Source organism: uncultured Chryseobacterium sp., from assembly GCF_936933875.1.
In the GTDB taxonomy this organism is placed as follows: domain Bacteria; phylum Bacteroidota; class Bacteroidia; order Flavobacteriales; family Weeksellaceae; genus CAKZIK01.
The window spans coordinates 1-16,380 of record NZ_CAKZIK010000043.1 but is presented as its reverse complement, the minus strand read 5'-3'; the positions used below and the strand labels follow the sequence as shown (position 1 = coordinate 16,380).

Below are 16,380 nucleotides of genomic sequence, written 5' to 3'. Positions count from 1 at the left end.
CACCATAAACAACACAAGGAACTAATTCAGCATCACGTAAAGCTTTTGTAGACTTTTTGCCCACGCTTTCTCTTTTTGTACCTTGAATTGTAATAGATTTCATTATAAAATAATTATTTTTTGAGGGTGCAAATATATGAATTTTAGTTCAATAAAAAAATCCTTCTAATTGAGAAGGATTTAAATATCTTGAAATATAATCTTAGATGATAAATTTATCGCTAATTGATTTATGTTCGTGTACCATTTTCATTACATCAGAAAAGAGAGGAGCACAAGAAAGCACTTTTATTTTTGATGATAAATCTTTAGCAGGAATCGTATCTGTAACAATAACTTCTACCAATTGAGAATTATTAATGTTCTCATAAGCTTTTCCGGAAAAAACACCGTGTGATGCCATTGCACGAACAGATTTTGCTCCATTTGCAATTAAAATATCGGCAGCTTTACACAGAGTTCCACCAGTGTCAATCATGTCGTCAATAAGGATAACGTTTCTGTCGGTAACGTCACCAATCAAAAACATTTCTTCAACAACATTGGCCTTTTTACGCTCTTTGTAAGCGATTACAACTTCTGCTCCAAGATGTCCAGCGTAATTTTTTGCTCTTTTTGCACCACCCATATCCGGAGAAGCGATGGTAAGGTTATCTAAATTCAAAGATTGAATATAATCTACAAAAATTGTGGAGGCGTACAAATGATCTACCGGAATTTCGAAAAAGCCCTGAATTTGGTCAGCATGCAAATCCATCGTCATAATTCTTGTGGCACCAGCAGCTGTTAAAAGATTGGCCACTAATTTTGCTCCAATTGGAGCTCTAGGTTTATCTTTTCTGTCCTGTCTTGCTAAACCATAATAAGGAATTACTACCGTAATGCTTTTTGCTGATGCTCTTTTAGCTGCGTCCATCATAAGAAGCAATTCCAAAAGATTGTCTGCCGGAGGAAAAGTTGATGCGATAAGAAAAACACGTCCGCCTCGTACAGATTGGTCTAAGATAGGTTCGAATTCGCCATCGCTGAATTCCTGAAAATTAATTTTTCCTAATTCCTGGCCATAATGCTCAGCAATTTTTTCTGCTAATGCCTTGCTTGTTCTGGTAGAGAATAGATAGGAAGCCTGTTCTGCCATTTTTACTTTTTTAGATGCACAAATTTATAAAAAAATAAAACCACCCGAAATATCAAGTGGTTTTAAATTATGTTTTAAACAATTATGGGAATGTTACACCCGAATAACTGTTGGTACTTACCTGTGGTAAGTTGGATTTGTATTTTGCATTAATTGACTTGATGAATTCGTTGGCAATTAAAGCATATCCTCTTCCGGTAAGGTGAACTCCGTCTAAAGAGAATGTTCCTCCGGTTACAAATTTAGCAGTGTATCTTACACCGTCGAACTGAATTCCTGAAGCTTGAGAAAGTTCCACCATTTTCGCATTGGCATCTACAAAAGCTAAGCCTTTAGAAGTTGCAGCGCTGCTGATGATTGTGTTGAATTTTGCTGTAGCAGTTAAAACTTCATTCTTTTCAGTTACAGTAAGAACATGTTTATCTTCCAATGGGAAAGTTACACCATATTTATTAAATGGAGAAACAGCATAAGGAGAAGTTGGGGCAGTTCCGATAACTGAACTTGTAGTTAAAGGAATTAGATCCGCTGAAGTAGCATGTCTTGCCTGTCCGAAAACTTGTCCCATCAATCCAGCTTGTGTAGCAGGAACACCAGCAGCAACCAAAGCTCCTGTGATTTGTGCAGACAAATTAGTAAGAGACTCATCTTTTAATAACAACGGATTCGCTGTTGCAGAAAGAAGTTGAAGTCTGCTTCCTTGTCCATAAGCAGTAAGGATTTTAATAAGCGGTCCAAACACCTGAGTGTTCAATGCTGTAACAGAAGCAGCATCCAAAGGAACCGGATTATAAGGTACTGTTGTAAAGAACGGTATAGAAGTTACATTAGGAATGTTAGCAACAACACCTTTTGCTCCACCTGCAGTTAAATTTGTTACCAAAGCAGTATAAGCTTGAGTAAACAAAGCTTCCGAAGTAATAGGGTTTGTACCGTCTCCACCAGTAGTTGCATAACCTAAAACATCATTGTTTCCAATCCAAAGAGAGAAGAACGTTGGGTTTTGAGCCATTGCATCTGCAAGAACTGTTGTAGTAGAAGAAGAAGCAAATCTTACAAAGTAAGGATTTGCAGTTCCAGCCTGAATACCTGCAGCACTGCCGTAACCCGGAGCAACCAAATGGTAAGATTTTGCACCAGGAACGCCCATGTTTTGATATGGTCCTGAGCTGTAAATGTTAGCAAGTGTATTTGTTGCGGTTCCTGTAGCTACTGTTGGAGCTAATGCTCCACTTGCAGAAACTGAAAGAACCAATTTATTGCTAACTCCAACAGAAGGAATTCCTCCTAAATTATCAGACATCATTGGCTGTTTGAAATCTCCACCCCCTGCAAGTTTCATTTGCTGTGCAATCATTGAAGGGTAAGATTCATTCTGTCCATCAACATATAAAGCACCGTCTCTGTAACCTGAAGTAAGAGAGTTTCCTAAAGCAACATATTTGCTGAAATTTGCTTCACCGCTCGTTACAGCGATTGAAGTTACATCATTATCGAAATCTGTATTACAGCTGCTGGTAAACAGAAGCGCAGAGATTGCGAAAGCTGATACTAATATTTTTTTCATGTTTCTTATTTAATTAAATTATAATGTAATCCAAGACCAAAGTAGAATGCTTTTGCTTTTGCCTGTCCCACGAAATTATAATATTGGTTGTTCACCATTCTGCTTTTTGGGAAAGACATTGCCGCAGCGAGATCTGCTCCGAAGCTTCCGAAATTAAATCCTAAACCAGCGGTTGCAACATGTGCGTCAAAAGAAGGTGTTTCTGGAATAAAGTTTTCGTCAGAATAAGGAGATTCGTCATAATACCATCCAGCTCTTGCAGCAATCATATCGCTAAGCTTGTATTCTGTACCTAATCTGAAAGTTTTAGTATTGTGGAAATTTTTAGGTGTTACCAAAACTGTTGGATCTGATGCTTGGTTTCCGATAGGAGCATTTTCAAAATCCAATTTAAGTTTGCCGTATCTTTCCCAACCATGGTAATTAAAATCTGCAGCAACTTTCCATTTTGGTGTTACTTTGTAAGCAAAACCAATAGTATATTCTTCAACCAAAGGAAGTGTTGCTTTGAAGCTGTCCTGTCCGTTTGCATCTAAACCTACCAAAGGATAAAGTGCCGGAGAAATGTTGAAGGTAACTTTTCCGTTATCAGCTTTCATATCAACAGGAGAACGGTATGCAACACTTACATCCCATTTTTCGTCCGGTTGAAAATAGAAACCGATACCGAAACCGTGCCCTTTAGCTTTGTCATCCTTAATGTTCATAGTTCCACCAAGTTGTGTAACAGCTTTATCCCAGTCCACCAAACCTTTTGCATAAATATAGCTTGCACCAAAAGAAGCCCATGGAGCTAATTTCACTGAAACCATTGGCTGGAAATAAAGACCTTTCAATTCCATTTTTTGAACCATTTCTCTACCTTCCCAGTTATCTGGCCACTGAATGGTACTTCCAAAAGGTGTAGCGAAACTGAAACCAACAGAAACGTTATCTACAATCTTATAAGCTACGGCCGCATAAACCGGAGTTCCAAGCGGACTGTCTGTTTCAGTTGACTGATAAGTAGCTGTGTTTTGGAAAGTAACGCTAGATTTCGCACCAAATCCTCCAGCAGCGACACTTAGTTTTGCGGGAATAAAGGAAATACCCGCAGGATTGAAAAATGCAACACTGGCATCTTCTGCATGTGCACTTGTATGAGCCATTGCAAGCTGCTTAACGCCCTGCAACGAAACTCTGAAACCTCCTGCATAAACCATCATCCCTGCAAGAAGCGATGTGGTGATAAGTAGTTTTTTCATATTTTGATTATTAATGTTTCCAAATATAAAATTATTTTATAATTACATGTTAATTTTATTTAACATTTTTAAACAAATTGCTATTTTAGGCATTGGTTTAATGGTATTTAAATTCAATTTTCTGATTTATAGTTCTGTAAATTAGTATTTTAAAACTTTTTTTGGGGTAAATAAATAGCAAGATGTTTAATCTAAACAAATGTTTAGTTTTTAATCAATACCAAAGAAATAAATTTATTGGGAATTGAAATTTTACGAAAGTGTTAAACAAATGTTAAGGTTACGTTTGTTTGAAAAATGAACACAAGTTTCAAAATTTGTAGTTTTAAAGAAACTTTGAAAAAAATAATGCTAAATTTGCAAGAATTTTATAAAAATTAATATGAGTTGTGGATGTAAAACATCCGGCGATTCCGGCCATTCCTGCGGAACAAAATCTGCGAATGGATGTGAAAATGTTAACACCTGCGGTAACAGTTATAAATTAAGCGTTTTCGATTGGCTTTCTAAGGTAGATCAACCTGCAACCAAATCAGAAAATGAATATATAGAAGTAAGGTTTAAAAACGACAGAAAATGTTTCTTCCGTAACCTTCACAATTTGCCGCTTCATATAGGAAGCATTGTAACAGTAGAATCTAGTCCGGGACACGATGTAGGCGTTGTAAGCCTTACCGGAGAACTGGTGAAAATTCAGATGAAAAAGAAAAACTTCACTGAAGACCAGGCTCTTAAAATATACAGAGTTGCCAACCAAAAAGATGTTGAGGTTTGGCAGGAGGTTCGCCGTAAAGAAGAAGATGTAAAAAAAGAAGCAAGAAGAATTGCTTCCGGTCTTCATCTTCAGATGAAAATCACAGATGTGGAATTTCAGGGAGACGGTGGAAAAGTTACTTTCTATTATACTTCCGAAGGACGTGTAGATTTCCGTCAGTTAATTAAAGATTTTGCTGGTACTTTCCGCACAAAAATCGATATGAAGCAGATTGGTTTCCGTCAGGAATCCGCAAAAATCGGTGGAATTGGTTCTTGTGGGCGGGAGTTGTGCTGTTCGTCCTGGTTAACAGACTTCCGTTCAGTAAATACGAATGCAGCACGTTACCAACAGTTGAGTATCAATCCTCAAAAATTAGCAGGACAATGCGGTAAACTGAAATGTTGTCTTAATTACGAACTCGACAGTTATTTGGACGCGCTTACCGATTTCCCACCATCAAATTCAACATTAGATACTGAAAAAGGAAGGGCTTTCTGTATTAAAATAGACGTTTTCAAAAAGAAAATGTGGTTTGCTTATGCGGATAACTCCATGGCTTGGTATGACATTGATGCGAGAGAAGTTAGAAAACAGCTTTTAAACAATAAAAAGGGAATTAAAGCACCACCTTTGGAAGATTTAATGACGCCAAGCGAAGTGCAAGTACAAACGGTTGACCTTATTCAGGAAAACAATGTGGACCGTTTTGAAAAGAAAAGACAAGGCGGGAAAAAACCTTTCAGAAACAAGAAAGAAGGCGGGAACGACAGGAAGCCTGAAGAAAAATCTCAAAAGCAACCCGTTCAGAACCAGCAAAAACAAAAGGTTCAGAATCAGCAGAACAGAGAAAAACCTGCAGGTGAAAATAAAGGGAAAAAGCCTCAAAAAAAATTCTTCAAGAAAAACAGCCCAAAGCCAAATAATAATGACTAAAGTTTTTGCGTTACTCTTTTCGTTAATGCTTTGCAGCTGTAATTTTTCCAATGAAGAAGTATATATGAAGCCGGTTGAAAACAACTGGGGAAAAAAGCAGGTTTTGCAGTTTGATTTTGATATCAAAGACTCAGAAAAGCCGAAAAATATTATATTTGTTGTAAGGAACAATAATGATTATCCTTACAGTAATATTCGGATAGTCAGCACTTTAAATAATTTTAAGGAAAAAAAAGCAAAACCGGATACCCTTAATTACATTCTTGCAAAACCAAACGGAGAGTGGATTGGAAGCGGTTTTGGCGAAACAAAAGAAACACTTTTCCAATACAGGCTGAATTATAAATTTCCAAAAAACGGAAAATATACGGTAACAGTTCAGCAGGCAATGAGAAAAGATAAATTGACCGGAATTGATGATTTCGGTGTAAAAATAGAACAAGCGCAACCATAACATATGGAAAACACAAATAAGAAAGGAACAGCAGCGAAAAGCACATTTCCGTTGCCACCTTCAAATAAGCAGCCGAAGCAGAAAAAGAAAAGTCCAAAAAAATGGATTAAACTGATTTGGCTTGGATTAATTGCTGTGGTTTTAGGAATTTCAGGAACTTTTTTTGCGGTTTCGCAAGGTTTTATGGGAGAAATGCCTGAAGTGAAGGAACTTGAGAATCCGGATATTTATGTGGCATCAGAAATATTTTCTTCTGACGGTATTAAACTAGGATCATTCGAAAAAGAAAAAACCCAACCGGTTACTTACAAAGATTTGCCGCCATATCTTGTTTATGCTTTACAGGCTAAAGAAGATGAGCGTTTTAAAGAACACTCCGGAATCGATTTGAAATCAATCGGTCGTGCCATTTATTTCGGTGGGGAAAGAGGTGGAGGTTCTACCATTACGCAGCAGCTTGCAAAATTGTTGTTTACCGGAACCGCTTCTCAAAATAAAGTCCAGAGGGCATTCCAGAAACTTAAAGAATGGGTGGTTGCGGTAAGTTTGGAGAAAAGATATACCAAAGAAGAAATTATCGAATTGTATTTCAATAAATTCGATTTTCTTTACAACGCGAATGGAATTGAAATGGCATCTAGAGTTTATTTCAACAAATCAACAAAACAGTTGACTTTACCCGAAGCTGCGATGTTCGTAGCAATGTTGGAAAACCCTGTGAAAAACAATCCAATGAGAAATCCGGAAAGAGCAAAAGCAAGAAGAGACGTAGTTCTTCAGCAAATGCTTGGAACAGGTTATTTGGATCAGGCAACTTATGATAAAGCCATTGCGACACCAATTGTTGTGGATTATCATCCAATTAAAACCATTGAGGAAGGTTATTCTGCTTACTATAAATTCTATTTACGAAAAGAAATTGATCAGTATTTAAAAGAATACGAAAAGCAAACCGGAAAAACTTTAAATCTTTATAAAGACGGTCTTAAAATTTATGTGACTTTAGATTCTAAAATGCAAACGTATGCAGAGGAAGCTATTAAAGAACACATGACTGACCTGCAGAGAAGTTTTGATGGTGAACAAAGAGGAAGAAAAGATGCACCATTTTATTTAATTTCTAAAAAAGAAATTGATGAAATTATGTTGGCCGCCATGAAACGTACCGGAAGATATAAGCAATTGAAAGCAGCCGGAGTTTCTGAGGATTCCATTATGTTGGATTTCAAAAAGCCGGTAAAAACTTCAAGATTTACCTGGAAAGGCGAAGAAGAAGTAGAAATGTCTCCTTGGGATTCTATTAGATATCACAAACAAATTGCTCAGGCTGGTTTGATGTCAATGGTTCCTGGAACAGGAGAGATTAAAGCTTGGGTTGGAGGTATCAATTGGCAACATTTCCAGTACGACCATATTAAACAAGGGAAAAGACAGGTGGGTTCAACCTTCAAACCTTTCGTTTATGCAACGGCAATTATGAATTTAGGAATGACGCCTTGTTCCACAGTTTCTAATGCGACTTATGTTAAAGGTTCGTGGAAAGTTGAAGGATCAGGTGGAAGTTTAACGCTTCGAGATGCTTTAGCGCACTCTAAAAACCCTGTTGCTGTACGTTTAATTGAAATGGCGAGTCCGAAAAAAGTAATTCAGTTGGCCAGAGATTTAGGAGTAACCGAAGAAATGCCAAATGAATATGCTATCGCTCTTGGTTCTTCAGATATTACGATTTACGAAATGTTGGGAGCTTACAGCACATTTGCCAACTACGGAAACTACACCAAGCCGGAAATGATTTGGCGTATTGAAGATGCTAACAGTAGAGTAATTAAAGAAGTAAAACCTGTACAGAAAGAAGTAATGAATGAGCTTTATGCGTACACCATGCTGGATTTGATGAAAGGTGTGGCACAGTTTGGTACCGCTTCCGGAGAGTTGGGGAGAAGAGGTATAGGAAAAGAAGTTGAAATTGCCGGTAAAACCGGAACTACACAGAACAACTCAGATGGTTGGTTTATGGGAATTACACCTAACCTTGCAACCGGAGTTTGGGTAGGTTGGGAAGACAGAGCAACCCACTTTAGAGGTACCGGAGAAGGACAGGGTGCGAAAATGGCCTTGCCAATTTGGGCAATTTTTATGAAGAAAGTATGGGCAGATGAGTCCCTTAATATTTCTAAAGAAGATAAATTTGTAAAACCATCAGACTGGACGGGAGATTGTTCCGATTTACAGGGACTTCGTGGAGGTTACGGTGATGATGGAGGTTTACAAACAATTGATCAGTTGAGAAATCCGGAACCTGCTCCAACTGCAGATCCTACGCCAAGACAAAAATCTTCGGGAACAAAACCTAAAGAAGAAAACATCAACGAGAACCTGAATAAAGACAGTGAAGTTGATTTCAACCAATAAAAATAAAAACCTTCCAGAAAATTTTGGAAGGTTTTTTTAGCTGAAAATTTTTACCTTGCTTCTATGAATCTTAATCAAATAACCCAACCTTTTTTAGAAAATTTCCCGGGAGATTTTTCCGGAAATCTCATGCAGCGACAAACGCCGGGAGTTCTGTTTTCGCTGGTAGAACCTGCACATTTCGATCATCCGCAGCTGATTGTTTTCAATGAGGAACTTTCAGAAGAAATTGGTTTGGGAAAAATTGATTCTGAAAATGATGTAGAATTTTTACACAGCAATTTCATCCCTGAAAATTTAAAAACTTATGCAACGGCTTACGCGGGACATCAGTTTGGAAACTGGGCTGGACAATTAGGAGACGGCCGTGCTATTTTTGCGGGACAAATTACAAATGAAGAAGGCAAAAAAACGGAACTTCAATGGAAAGGAGCCGGAGCAACGCCTTATTCCCGCCATGCAGATGGAAGAGCTGTGCTTCGTTCAACTCTCCGCGAATATTTGATGAGCGAATATCTTTATCACCTCGGAATTCCTACAACCCGAGCATTAAGTATGAGTTTCACCGGCGAAGATGTTATTCGGGACATCATGTACAACGGAAATGCAAAAGCGGAAAAAGGAGCTGTGATGATTCGGACTGCGGAAAGTTTTCTGAGGTTTGGTCATTTTGAATTGCTTTCAGCAAGAAAAGAACATGATTTGCTTCAAAAACTCGCAGATTTCGCCATTGAAAATTATTTTCCAGAAATTGACGTGAATGACGAACACAAATACATCAAATGGTTTAAAATTATTTCTGAAAGAACAGCGGATTTAATTGTCGAATGGTTTCGTGTTGGATTTGTTCACGGTGTTATGAATACTGATAATATGTCGGTTTTAGGACTGTCGATAGATTTCGGACCGTTTTCGATGATGGATGAATACAATTTGTCCTTCACATCAAACACAACCGATATTCCCGGAAGAAGATATGCTTTCGGAGAACAGGGGAAAATGGCGCAATGGAATCTTTGGCAATTGGCGAATGCACTTTTTCCTTTAATTAAAGACACCGAAAAACTTCAGAAAATTTTGGATGGTTTCAGCGACTATTTCTGGCAGAAACATGATGAAATGTTGACCCTGAAATTTGGTTTTGATGAACTTCTCGAAGAAGATTTAAATTTTTTTGTTGAATGGCAAAACCTCATGCAGGATTTGAAAATAGATTACGCCCTGTTTTTTACCAAGTTGGAAAGTTTTGAAGAGGAATTGAAAGTGAGAGAGCATTTTGCTGAGGTTTTCTACGAAAATTTAACCGAAAACCAAACTGTTCAGTTCGATGCATTTATCAAAAAATATCAGGAAAGGCTTCAAAAAAATTCAATCTCAAGAGAAGAATCAAAAAACGTGATGTCACGAAACAATCCAAAATTTATTCTCCGCAATTATCTGTTATTTGAATGCATCGCAGAATTCGACAACGGGAAAAAAGAACTTTTCAACAAACTTTTGGAAGCCATTAAAAATCCGTATCAGGAAATTTATCCCGAATTTTCCGGAAAAAGGCCTTCAAAATTTGATGATGTTGTTGGTTGTACTTCGCTTTCGTGCAGTTCTTAAATTTCTCTCAACTTTAGTTTCAAATCAGTCTTGCTTTTCTATTTTTGCAGAAATTTTACATTTTGAATTTAAAAAAGAAGGTTACGGACTTTTTTGCAACCGTTTTTCCGAGTAAAAAATCCGAAGTTGCAGTTTTTTTGTTTTTCCTTATCGCTTACGGAACATTGGCTTTCGTCATTGCTCGAGATTACCGCATTGTTTTCGATAACAGAATTCCGTGGGATGCTTATTTCAGTTTTGATAACCGCGCCATTGTAATGACTGGTGGCGGTTTTGAAAGACATCCCCTTTCCAATTATTTTTTCAGCTGGATGAAGGAATTGGCACTTTTCATTTCAGGTGGGAAGATAGATGCGACTTTCAGAATGGTTTTGGCGTTGTTGAGCGCTTTTATGGTTTCACTTTCTTTGGTTCAGATTTTCAAATATTTACGAAACATCATCAGACTTCCCTTATGGCTTTCCGTTTTGATTTTGGTTTTCTTCTCCATTTTCTCGACCAATATTTTGTTGTCATTCACGCCGGAAACTTATACTTATACTTTGTTCTTGCTTTGCCTTTTCAATTATTATGCAGCTTTGAAGTTGAGAAAAGGAGAAAAAATTTCGGGTGCAGCTTTGGCTTTGGCGACGGTTGGAGTTGGTGGTTTGACGATTACCAATGCAGCAAAAGTTTTCATTCCGGTTGCGTTTGAAAAGGATTTGTTTAAAAGTTTTAAAAACATTCTGAATGCTGCTTTGCGCGGAATCATCGCGGTTGCCGTTTTTGTTTTGCTGTATTTGTACCGTTTGAATTTTGACATCAACCGAATTTTTGATAAAACCGGAGAACAGTACGATAAATTCTCAAAACCGAAAATCACACCACTTTGGGATATGATTTCCTCTTGGTTTTTTGGCGGAAACATGCTTTTTTCAAATTTGATTATCCGGGATTATCATAACAAGAAAGGATTTCAGTACAAAGCATTGTTCATGGATGTGTATTCATCGTGGATTCCGTATGTTTTTGTTGCACTTGTTTTAGTTTTGGTGTTTTGGAGCTGGTTCAAACATTTTAGAAACAAATTGGTTCAGATTCTGATGATTTCTTTATTGTTTGATGTTATCATTCACTGTGTTTTGAAATTTGGATTGCATACGTCTTACATTTACGGAGGACATTTTGTTTTTGTTTTTCCGTTGATGATAGGTTGGCTGTTTTATGGTTATCGAAATTCGCCGAAATGGCTTTCATTACTTCGAGTTTTACTGTTAGTAATCACGGTTTATTTGGGTGCCAATAATTTCATCAGGATGGAAGAGTTTTTCACTTTCCTTGAAAAATATTACAGATAAAATTCAACAAAAAAAGCCGGAAACATCTTCCGGCTTTTATTTTTATGTTTTTAAAATTATTTCGCTTCTACACAAAAAACTCTGTACTGAACAGCAATCGCAGATTTAAAATACTGGCGAATTTTTGCTAAATCAGCCGCTGCGCTTGCTTTCGTGAAATAGCTTCCCACCAAAATTTTGTAGTTCGGCCTCAATGAAGCATCGGTTTCAGCTTTGATGTTCGGGAATCTTCTTCTGAAATAGGCTTTTACTTCATTAGCTTCCTCGTTGCTTTTTACCACCGTTACCTGTATTTTGTACCCTAAAATTCTTGGGTTTTGGCGACAAATTTCCTGGTTGGTTAAAGCTCTGTTCGGAACTACTTTTACTGGTGTTGTTTTTGGAGTTGTTGATGTTGACGGTCTGTAATCGTTGTCGTCATCATTATTTCTGGTGTTTTTTCTGTTGTTTGCAAGAACGCAGTTTTCCTCCAGATGATCCATAGTTTCTTTAATGTCTTTGTCCATGGTTATCGTCACTTCAGTGCCACCAATGGTGTCTTTTTCTACCACTTGCTGTGCATTCAAATGATAAAAACCTGAAAACGAAAGAAATAAACTTATTTTTAAGAAATTTTTCATCAAAAATTATTTTTAGCAAAGGTAGTACAAATAAAAATTATACCAAAAATTCACTATTTAGAATAATTACAAATTAGTGAAAATGACCAATTGCCTTTATTTTGCGCTGTTAATTTTCTGTTAAAAGTCTTATTTTTGCCGAATTGATTAAACTCAATACATTTTACTAACCCAAGATTATTTAAATGATTAGTTGGAGAAAGCATTACAAAAGGGGTTTGATTGCAATTGGATTATTGTTATCAACCAGTGCTTCTATTTACGCTCAGGGCGACGCTAAAAACGGTGAAAAACTGTTTAAGGCAAACTGTACGGCTTGTCATGCTTTGGACAAGCAAGTAGTAGGACCTGCATTAGGTGGCGTTGTAGACAGACTTAAAAAAGAACAGAACTTAGATGAGGCCTGGTTCCAGAAATGGATCAAAGACAACAAGGCTTTAAGAGCTTCGGGCGACAAATACGCGAACGAAGTTTACAATAAGTTCAACAAAACGGAAATGACTCAGTTTCCGAACTTAACAGACCAAGATGTTAAAGACATTTTGGAGTATACCACCAATCCTCCTGCAGCAGAACCTGCAGCGGATGCAGCCGGCGCTGCAGGCACAGATTCTTTGGCAACGCTTGAAGCGGCTAAAAAAGATTCGGAAAACTCAAAAATCATTTTAATTTCTCTTTTAGCAATTGTAGGCCTATTGCTTTGGTTGCTTCTAAAGTTGAGACAATTGGTAAAACTTCAGCAAACTGATGAGTTATCAGGTCTTAACGCTACAAGAGCTTATTCTTTTGCTGATTTATACAAGAAATACCACTATATTGGTAAAGGTTTAATTGCTTTATTGGCGCTTTTCGCAGCTTACGGCGTTTGGAACGCATTGATGTGGGTTGGCGTTTATAAAGGATACAAGCCGGAACAGCCAATTTATTTCTCTCACAAAATTCACGCAGGCGAAAACAAAATCGACTGTCAGCTTTGTCACTCTTCAGCGAAGTACGGTAAAGTATCTGAAATCCCTTCTATGAACGTTTGTATGAACTGTCACAGAATGATTTCTGAATACAACGGAAAATACATGGAGCCAGGTAAAGACAAGGCATTCTACGATGGAGAAATCCAGAAAATTTATGCTGCAACAGGATGGGATCCTGCAAAACAGCAATACACCGGAAAAACTCAACCTGTTGAATGGGTGAGAATCCACAACATGCCGGATTTCGTTTACTTCAACCACTCACAGCACGTTGTTGCCGGAGAACAGGCAATTATTTCTTCTTTCAACAAGAAAAATCCAGATGCTAAAATTGATGTAGTTTGTAAAGCTTGTCACGGTAAAATAGATACCATGAACGTGGTACAAATGGCAAACGATTTCACTATGGGATGGTGTATCGAATGTCACAGAACTACAGAAGTGGACATGAACAACGGTTACAACCAAGAATATTTCAAAAACCTACACGAAAAGCTTAAAAAGCAATATCCAAAAGACGGAGGTAAGATTACAGTTGATGCAATTGGTGGTCTTGAGTGTGGTAAATGTCATTATTAATAACGAAAAATCAGAAGTATAAATGGCTTCAAATAAAATACAATTCAGAAGTATTCACGAGCTTAAAGACCCGGCTTTAAATCAAAAGCTGGCTGCAAAAGAGTTCCAGAATGAACTTCCTGTTGATGAGATTCTTACGGATGAAAAAATGGAAAACTCCGGTACTTCCAGAAGAGATTTCCTTAAGCTTTTGGGTTTCTCAACAGCAGCAGTTACACTTGCAGCTTGTGAAGCTCCGGTAATTAAAACGATTCCTTATGTGGTAAAACCACATGAAATCATTCCGGGTGTTCCTAATTATTATGCATCTTCTTATTTCGATGGATTCGATTTTGCCAGCGTTTTGGTAAAAACAAGAGAAGGAAGGCCAATTAAAATTGAACCGAATCCTGCAGCAAAAGAATTGGGTAAAACCAATGCAAGAGCTCAGGCAAGTGTACTGTCACTTTATGATAATGATAAAGTGAAACAGCCTAAGTTAGACGGAAAAGACGAAACTTTCGATAAAGTGGATGATTTCGTTTTGAAAGGTTTGGCTGAAGCACAAGCTGGAGGGAAAAGAATCGTGTTATTGTCACACTCTTACCCTTCACCAACATTCAAAAAATTATTTGCAGATTTTAAAGCAAAATATCCTACAGCAGAACTGGTAACTTATGATGCGCTGCCTTATTCGGCTAATTTGGATGCTGCGCAGGAAGTTTTCGGACAAAGAGCTTTGCCGGTTTACGATCTGAGCAAAACGCAATTAGTCGTTTCTTTCCAGGCTGATTTCTTGGGAGATTTCAATGGTGGAAGCCTTGAAACTTCTTACGCTGCGGCTAGAGTTCCGGGAGCAAACATGATGAGACACATTCAGGTGGAGTCTAACATGTCTTTAACCGGTGCAAACGCGGACAGCAGATACAAAATGAAGCCGAGCGCAGTAAATAAAACTTTGGTAGAAGTTTACAACGCATTGAACGGTGGTTCTACTGCTGATAAAAACGCTGCTGCAATTGCAAAAGAACTTCAGGAAAAAGGAAGCAACGCTGTTGTTTTAGCTGACGGTTCTAAAGCTGCCATTGTTTTGTCGCATTTAATCAACCAAAAATTAGGCTCTACAGCTTTCACAGGAAAAGCAAACCTGTTGAAAGAATTTGACGGAGCTAGATATAACGAGTTTTTAACTTGGTTAAACGGAGGACAGGTTGGTGTTTTGATTGCCAACAACGTAAACCCAATTTATTCTAACGCTAAAGGAGAAGCATTTAAAGCTGCTGTTGCAAAAGTACCTTACGTTGTTGCTGTTGCAGACAAGAAGAATGAAATGTACAAAGCTGCTAAAGCAGTAATTCCTGTAGCAAACTGGTTGGAATCTTGGGGAGATTTTGCTCCGCAATCCGGAGTGTACTCTTTAACGCAGCCTACCATCCAAAAAATTTACAAATCAAGACAGATTGAAGATTCTCTTTTGGTTTGGATGAATGGTAAAAACAACGCTGCAAATAATTATTACGACTATTTGAAAGCTAATTCTGCTACTTTATTGGCTGGAACAACTTTTAACAAAGCATTATACAACGGTGTAACCGAATCTGCTGCAACAGGAGGACTTTCTTACGCAGGTGGAAACGGAGCTCAGGCAATTGCTGAGTTAACTAACTTCAAAGCTTCAGACCTTGAATTGGTTCTTTACACTAAAACTTCTATCGGAGACGGAACTCAGGCAAACAACCCTTGGTTGCAGGAACTTCCGGATCCAATTTCGAGACTTTCTTGGGACAATTATTTAACGATTTCTCCAAAAGACGCTGAGAGACTTGGTCTTGAAAACGATTTGAATGCGAGAATGCAGTTAGACGGCTCTGTTGTAAATCTTACAGCAAACGGTGTTACCTTGAAAGATGTTCCTGTATTCATCCAACCTGGTCAAGCTGACGGTTCTGTTGGTCTTGCTTTAGGTTACGGTAAAAAAGATTCAGGAGCTGTTGCTGAAACTGGTGTTAATGCGTATCCTTTATTTGATGGTTCAAACCTTGTAATTTCTAATGTTAAATTAGACAAAACCGGAGAAGACCACGAATTTGCGGGAATGCAGCTTCAAAATACTTTGATGGGTCGTTACGAAATCGCTAGAGAAGTTCCTTTGGAAACTTTCTTAAACGTACCTTTCGATGACGAGCACGAAGGATGGAATAAACCTTTGGAATACCACACGATTGGAGGAGCTCTTCCAGCAGGAAAAATTGACCTTTGGGATGCATTCGACGATACCGATGGTCCTCACTTCAACCTTTCTGTAGATTTGAACTCTTGTACAGGTTGTGGAGCATGTATTATTGCTTGTCAGGCTGAAAACAACGTTCCTGTTGTTGGTAAAGAAGAGGTAAGAATGTCCCGAGATATGTATTGGTTGAGAATTGACCGTTACTATTCTGCAAAAGAAAAAATCGAGGTGAAAGAAGGGGTAGACAGAGGTCTTAACGTTCCGAACCTTTATGATATCCTTATCGAGCCAAGCGAAAGCCCTGATGTAATTTTCCAACCGGTAATGTGTCAGCACTGTAACCACGCTCCATGTGAAACTGTTTGTCCGGTAGCGGCAACGTCACACGGTAAGCAAGGACAAAACCAAATGGCTTACAACAGATGTATTGGTACAAGATATTGTGCGAACAACTGTCCGTATAAAGTAAGAAGATTCAACTGGTTTACTTACAACCTTAACGATAAATTCGACTTTAACCAAAACAATGATTTGGGAAGAATGGTTCTAAA

Annotated in this window: 11 protein-coding genes and 1 pseudogene; 7 read left to right on the top strand and 5 right to left on the bottom strand. The window is 37.9% G+C overall.

Going from position 1 to position 16,380, the window contains the following annotated elements; translation table 11 throughout:
- The 4 genes and pseudogenes from Q0252_RS06570 to Q0252_RS06555 all read right to left on the bottom strand — a co-directional run.
- Positions 1-103 (bottom strand): annotated as a pseudogene (locus tag Q0252_RS06570) (50S ribosomal protein L25); the annotation flags it as partial.
- Between the two features lie 99 nt (positions 104-202).
- Entirely contained in the window at positions 203-1,138 is a 936-nt protein-coding gene (locus Q0252_RS06565) for a ribose-phosphate pyrophosphokinase (RefSeq protein WP_297984730.1), read from the bottom strand.
- 82 nt (positions 1,139-1,220) lie between these two features.
- Positions 1,221-2,705, bottom strand: coding sequence for an SGNH/GDSL hydrolase family protein (locus Q0252_RS06560; RefSeq protein WP_297984729.1), 1,485 nt, complete (start codon positions 2,703-2,705; stop codon positions 1,221-1,223).
- Positions 2,706-2,710: 5 nt separating this feature from the next.
- A complete protein-coding gene (locus tag Q0252_RS06555) occupies positions 2,711-3,949 on the bottom strand; it encodes an OmpP1/FadL family transporter (RefSeq protein ID WP_297984728.1) in 1,239 nt (412 codons plus the stop codon).
- Between the two features lie 382 nt (positions 3,950-4,331).
- Between Q0252_RS06555 and Q0252_RS06550 the strand changes: the two genes are divergently transcribed.
- The 5 genes from Q0252_RS06550 to Q0252_RS06530 all read left to right on the top strand — a co-directional run bounded on the left by Q0252_RS06550 (position 4,332) and on the right by Q0252_RS06530 (position 11,450).
- Complete coding sequence (locus tag Q0252_RS06550) at positions 4,332-5,639, top strand: regulatory iron-sulfur-containing complex subunit RicT (RefSeq protein ID WP_297984727.1); 1,308 nt, start codon at positions 4,332-4,334, stop codon at positions 5,637-5,639.
- Complete coding sequence (locus Q0252_RS06545; protein WP_297984726.1) at positions 5,632-6,093, top strand: gliding motility lipoprotein GldH; 462 nt, start codon at positions 5,632-5,634, stop codon at positions 6,091-6,093. Before Q0252_RS06550 ends, Q0252_RS06545 begins: the two co-directional genes overlap by 8 nt.
- 3 nt (positions 6,094-6,096) lie before the next feature.
- Positions 6,097-8,505, top strand: a complete 2,409-nt coding sequence (locus tag Q0252_RS06540; RefSeq protein ID WP_297984725.1) for a transglycosylase domain-containing protein — start codon at positions 6,097-6,099, stop codon at positions 8,503-8,505.
- 63 nt (positions 8,506-8,568) lie between these two features.
- Positions 8,569-10,113, top strand: coding sequence for a protein adenylyltransferase SelO family protein (locus Q0252_RS06535; RefSeq protein WP_297984724.1), 1,545 nt, complete (start codon positions 8,569-8,571; stop codon positions 10,111-10,113).
- A gap of 62 nt (positions 10,114-10,175) precedes the next feature.
- Positions 10,176-11,450: a DUF6080 domain-containing protein gene (locus tag Q0252_RS06530; RefSeq protein ID WP_297984723.1), complete on the top strand. Its 1,275-nt coding sequence runs from the start codon at positions 10,176-10,178 to the stop codon at positions 11,448-11,450.
- 56 nt (positions 11,451-11,506) lie between these two features.
- Here the strand turns inward: Q0252_RS06530 and Q0252_RS06525 are convergent, their stop codons facing one another.
- Positions 11,507-12,070, bottom strand: a complete 564-nt coding sequence (locus Q0252_RS06525) for an SPOR domain-containing protein (RefSeq protein WP_297984722.1) — start codon at positions 12,068-12,070, stop codon at positions 11,507-11,509.
- 185 nt (positions 12,071-12,255) lie between these two features.
- On the opposite strand from Q0252_RS06525, the gene Q0252_RS06520 reads away from it, so the two are divergent.
- Both Q0252_RS06520 and Q0252_RS06515 read left to right on the top strand, forming a co-directional pair.
- Complete coding sequence (locus Q0252_RS06520) at positions 12,256-13,620, top strand: c-type cytochrome (RefSeq protein ID WP_297984721.1); 1,365 nt, start codon at positions 12,256-12,258, stop codon at positions 13,618-13,620.
- Between the two features lie 22 nt (positions 13,621-13,642).
- A partial coding sequence (locus tag Q0252_RS06515; protein ID WP_297984720.1) for a TAT-variant-translocated molybdopterin oxidoreductase occupies positions 13,643-16,380 on the top strand: 2,738 nt, incomplete at its 3' end.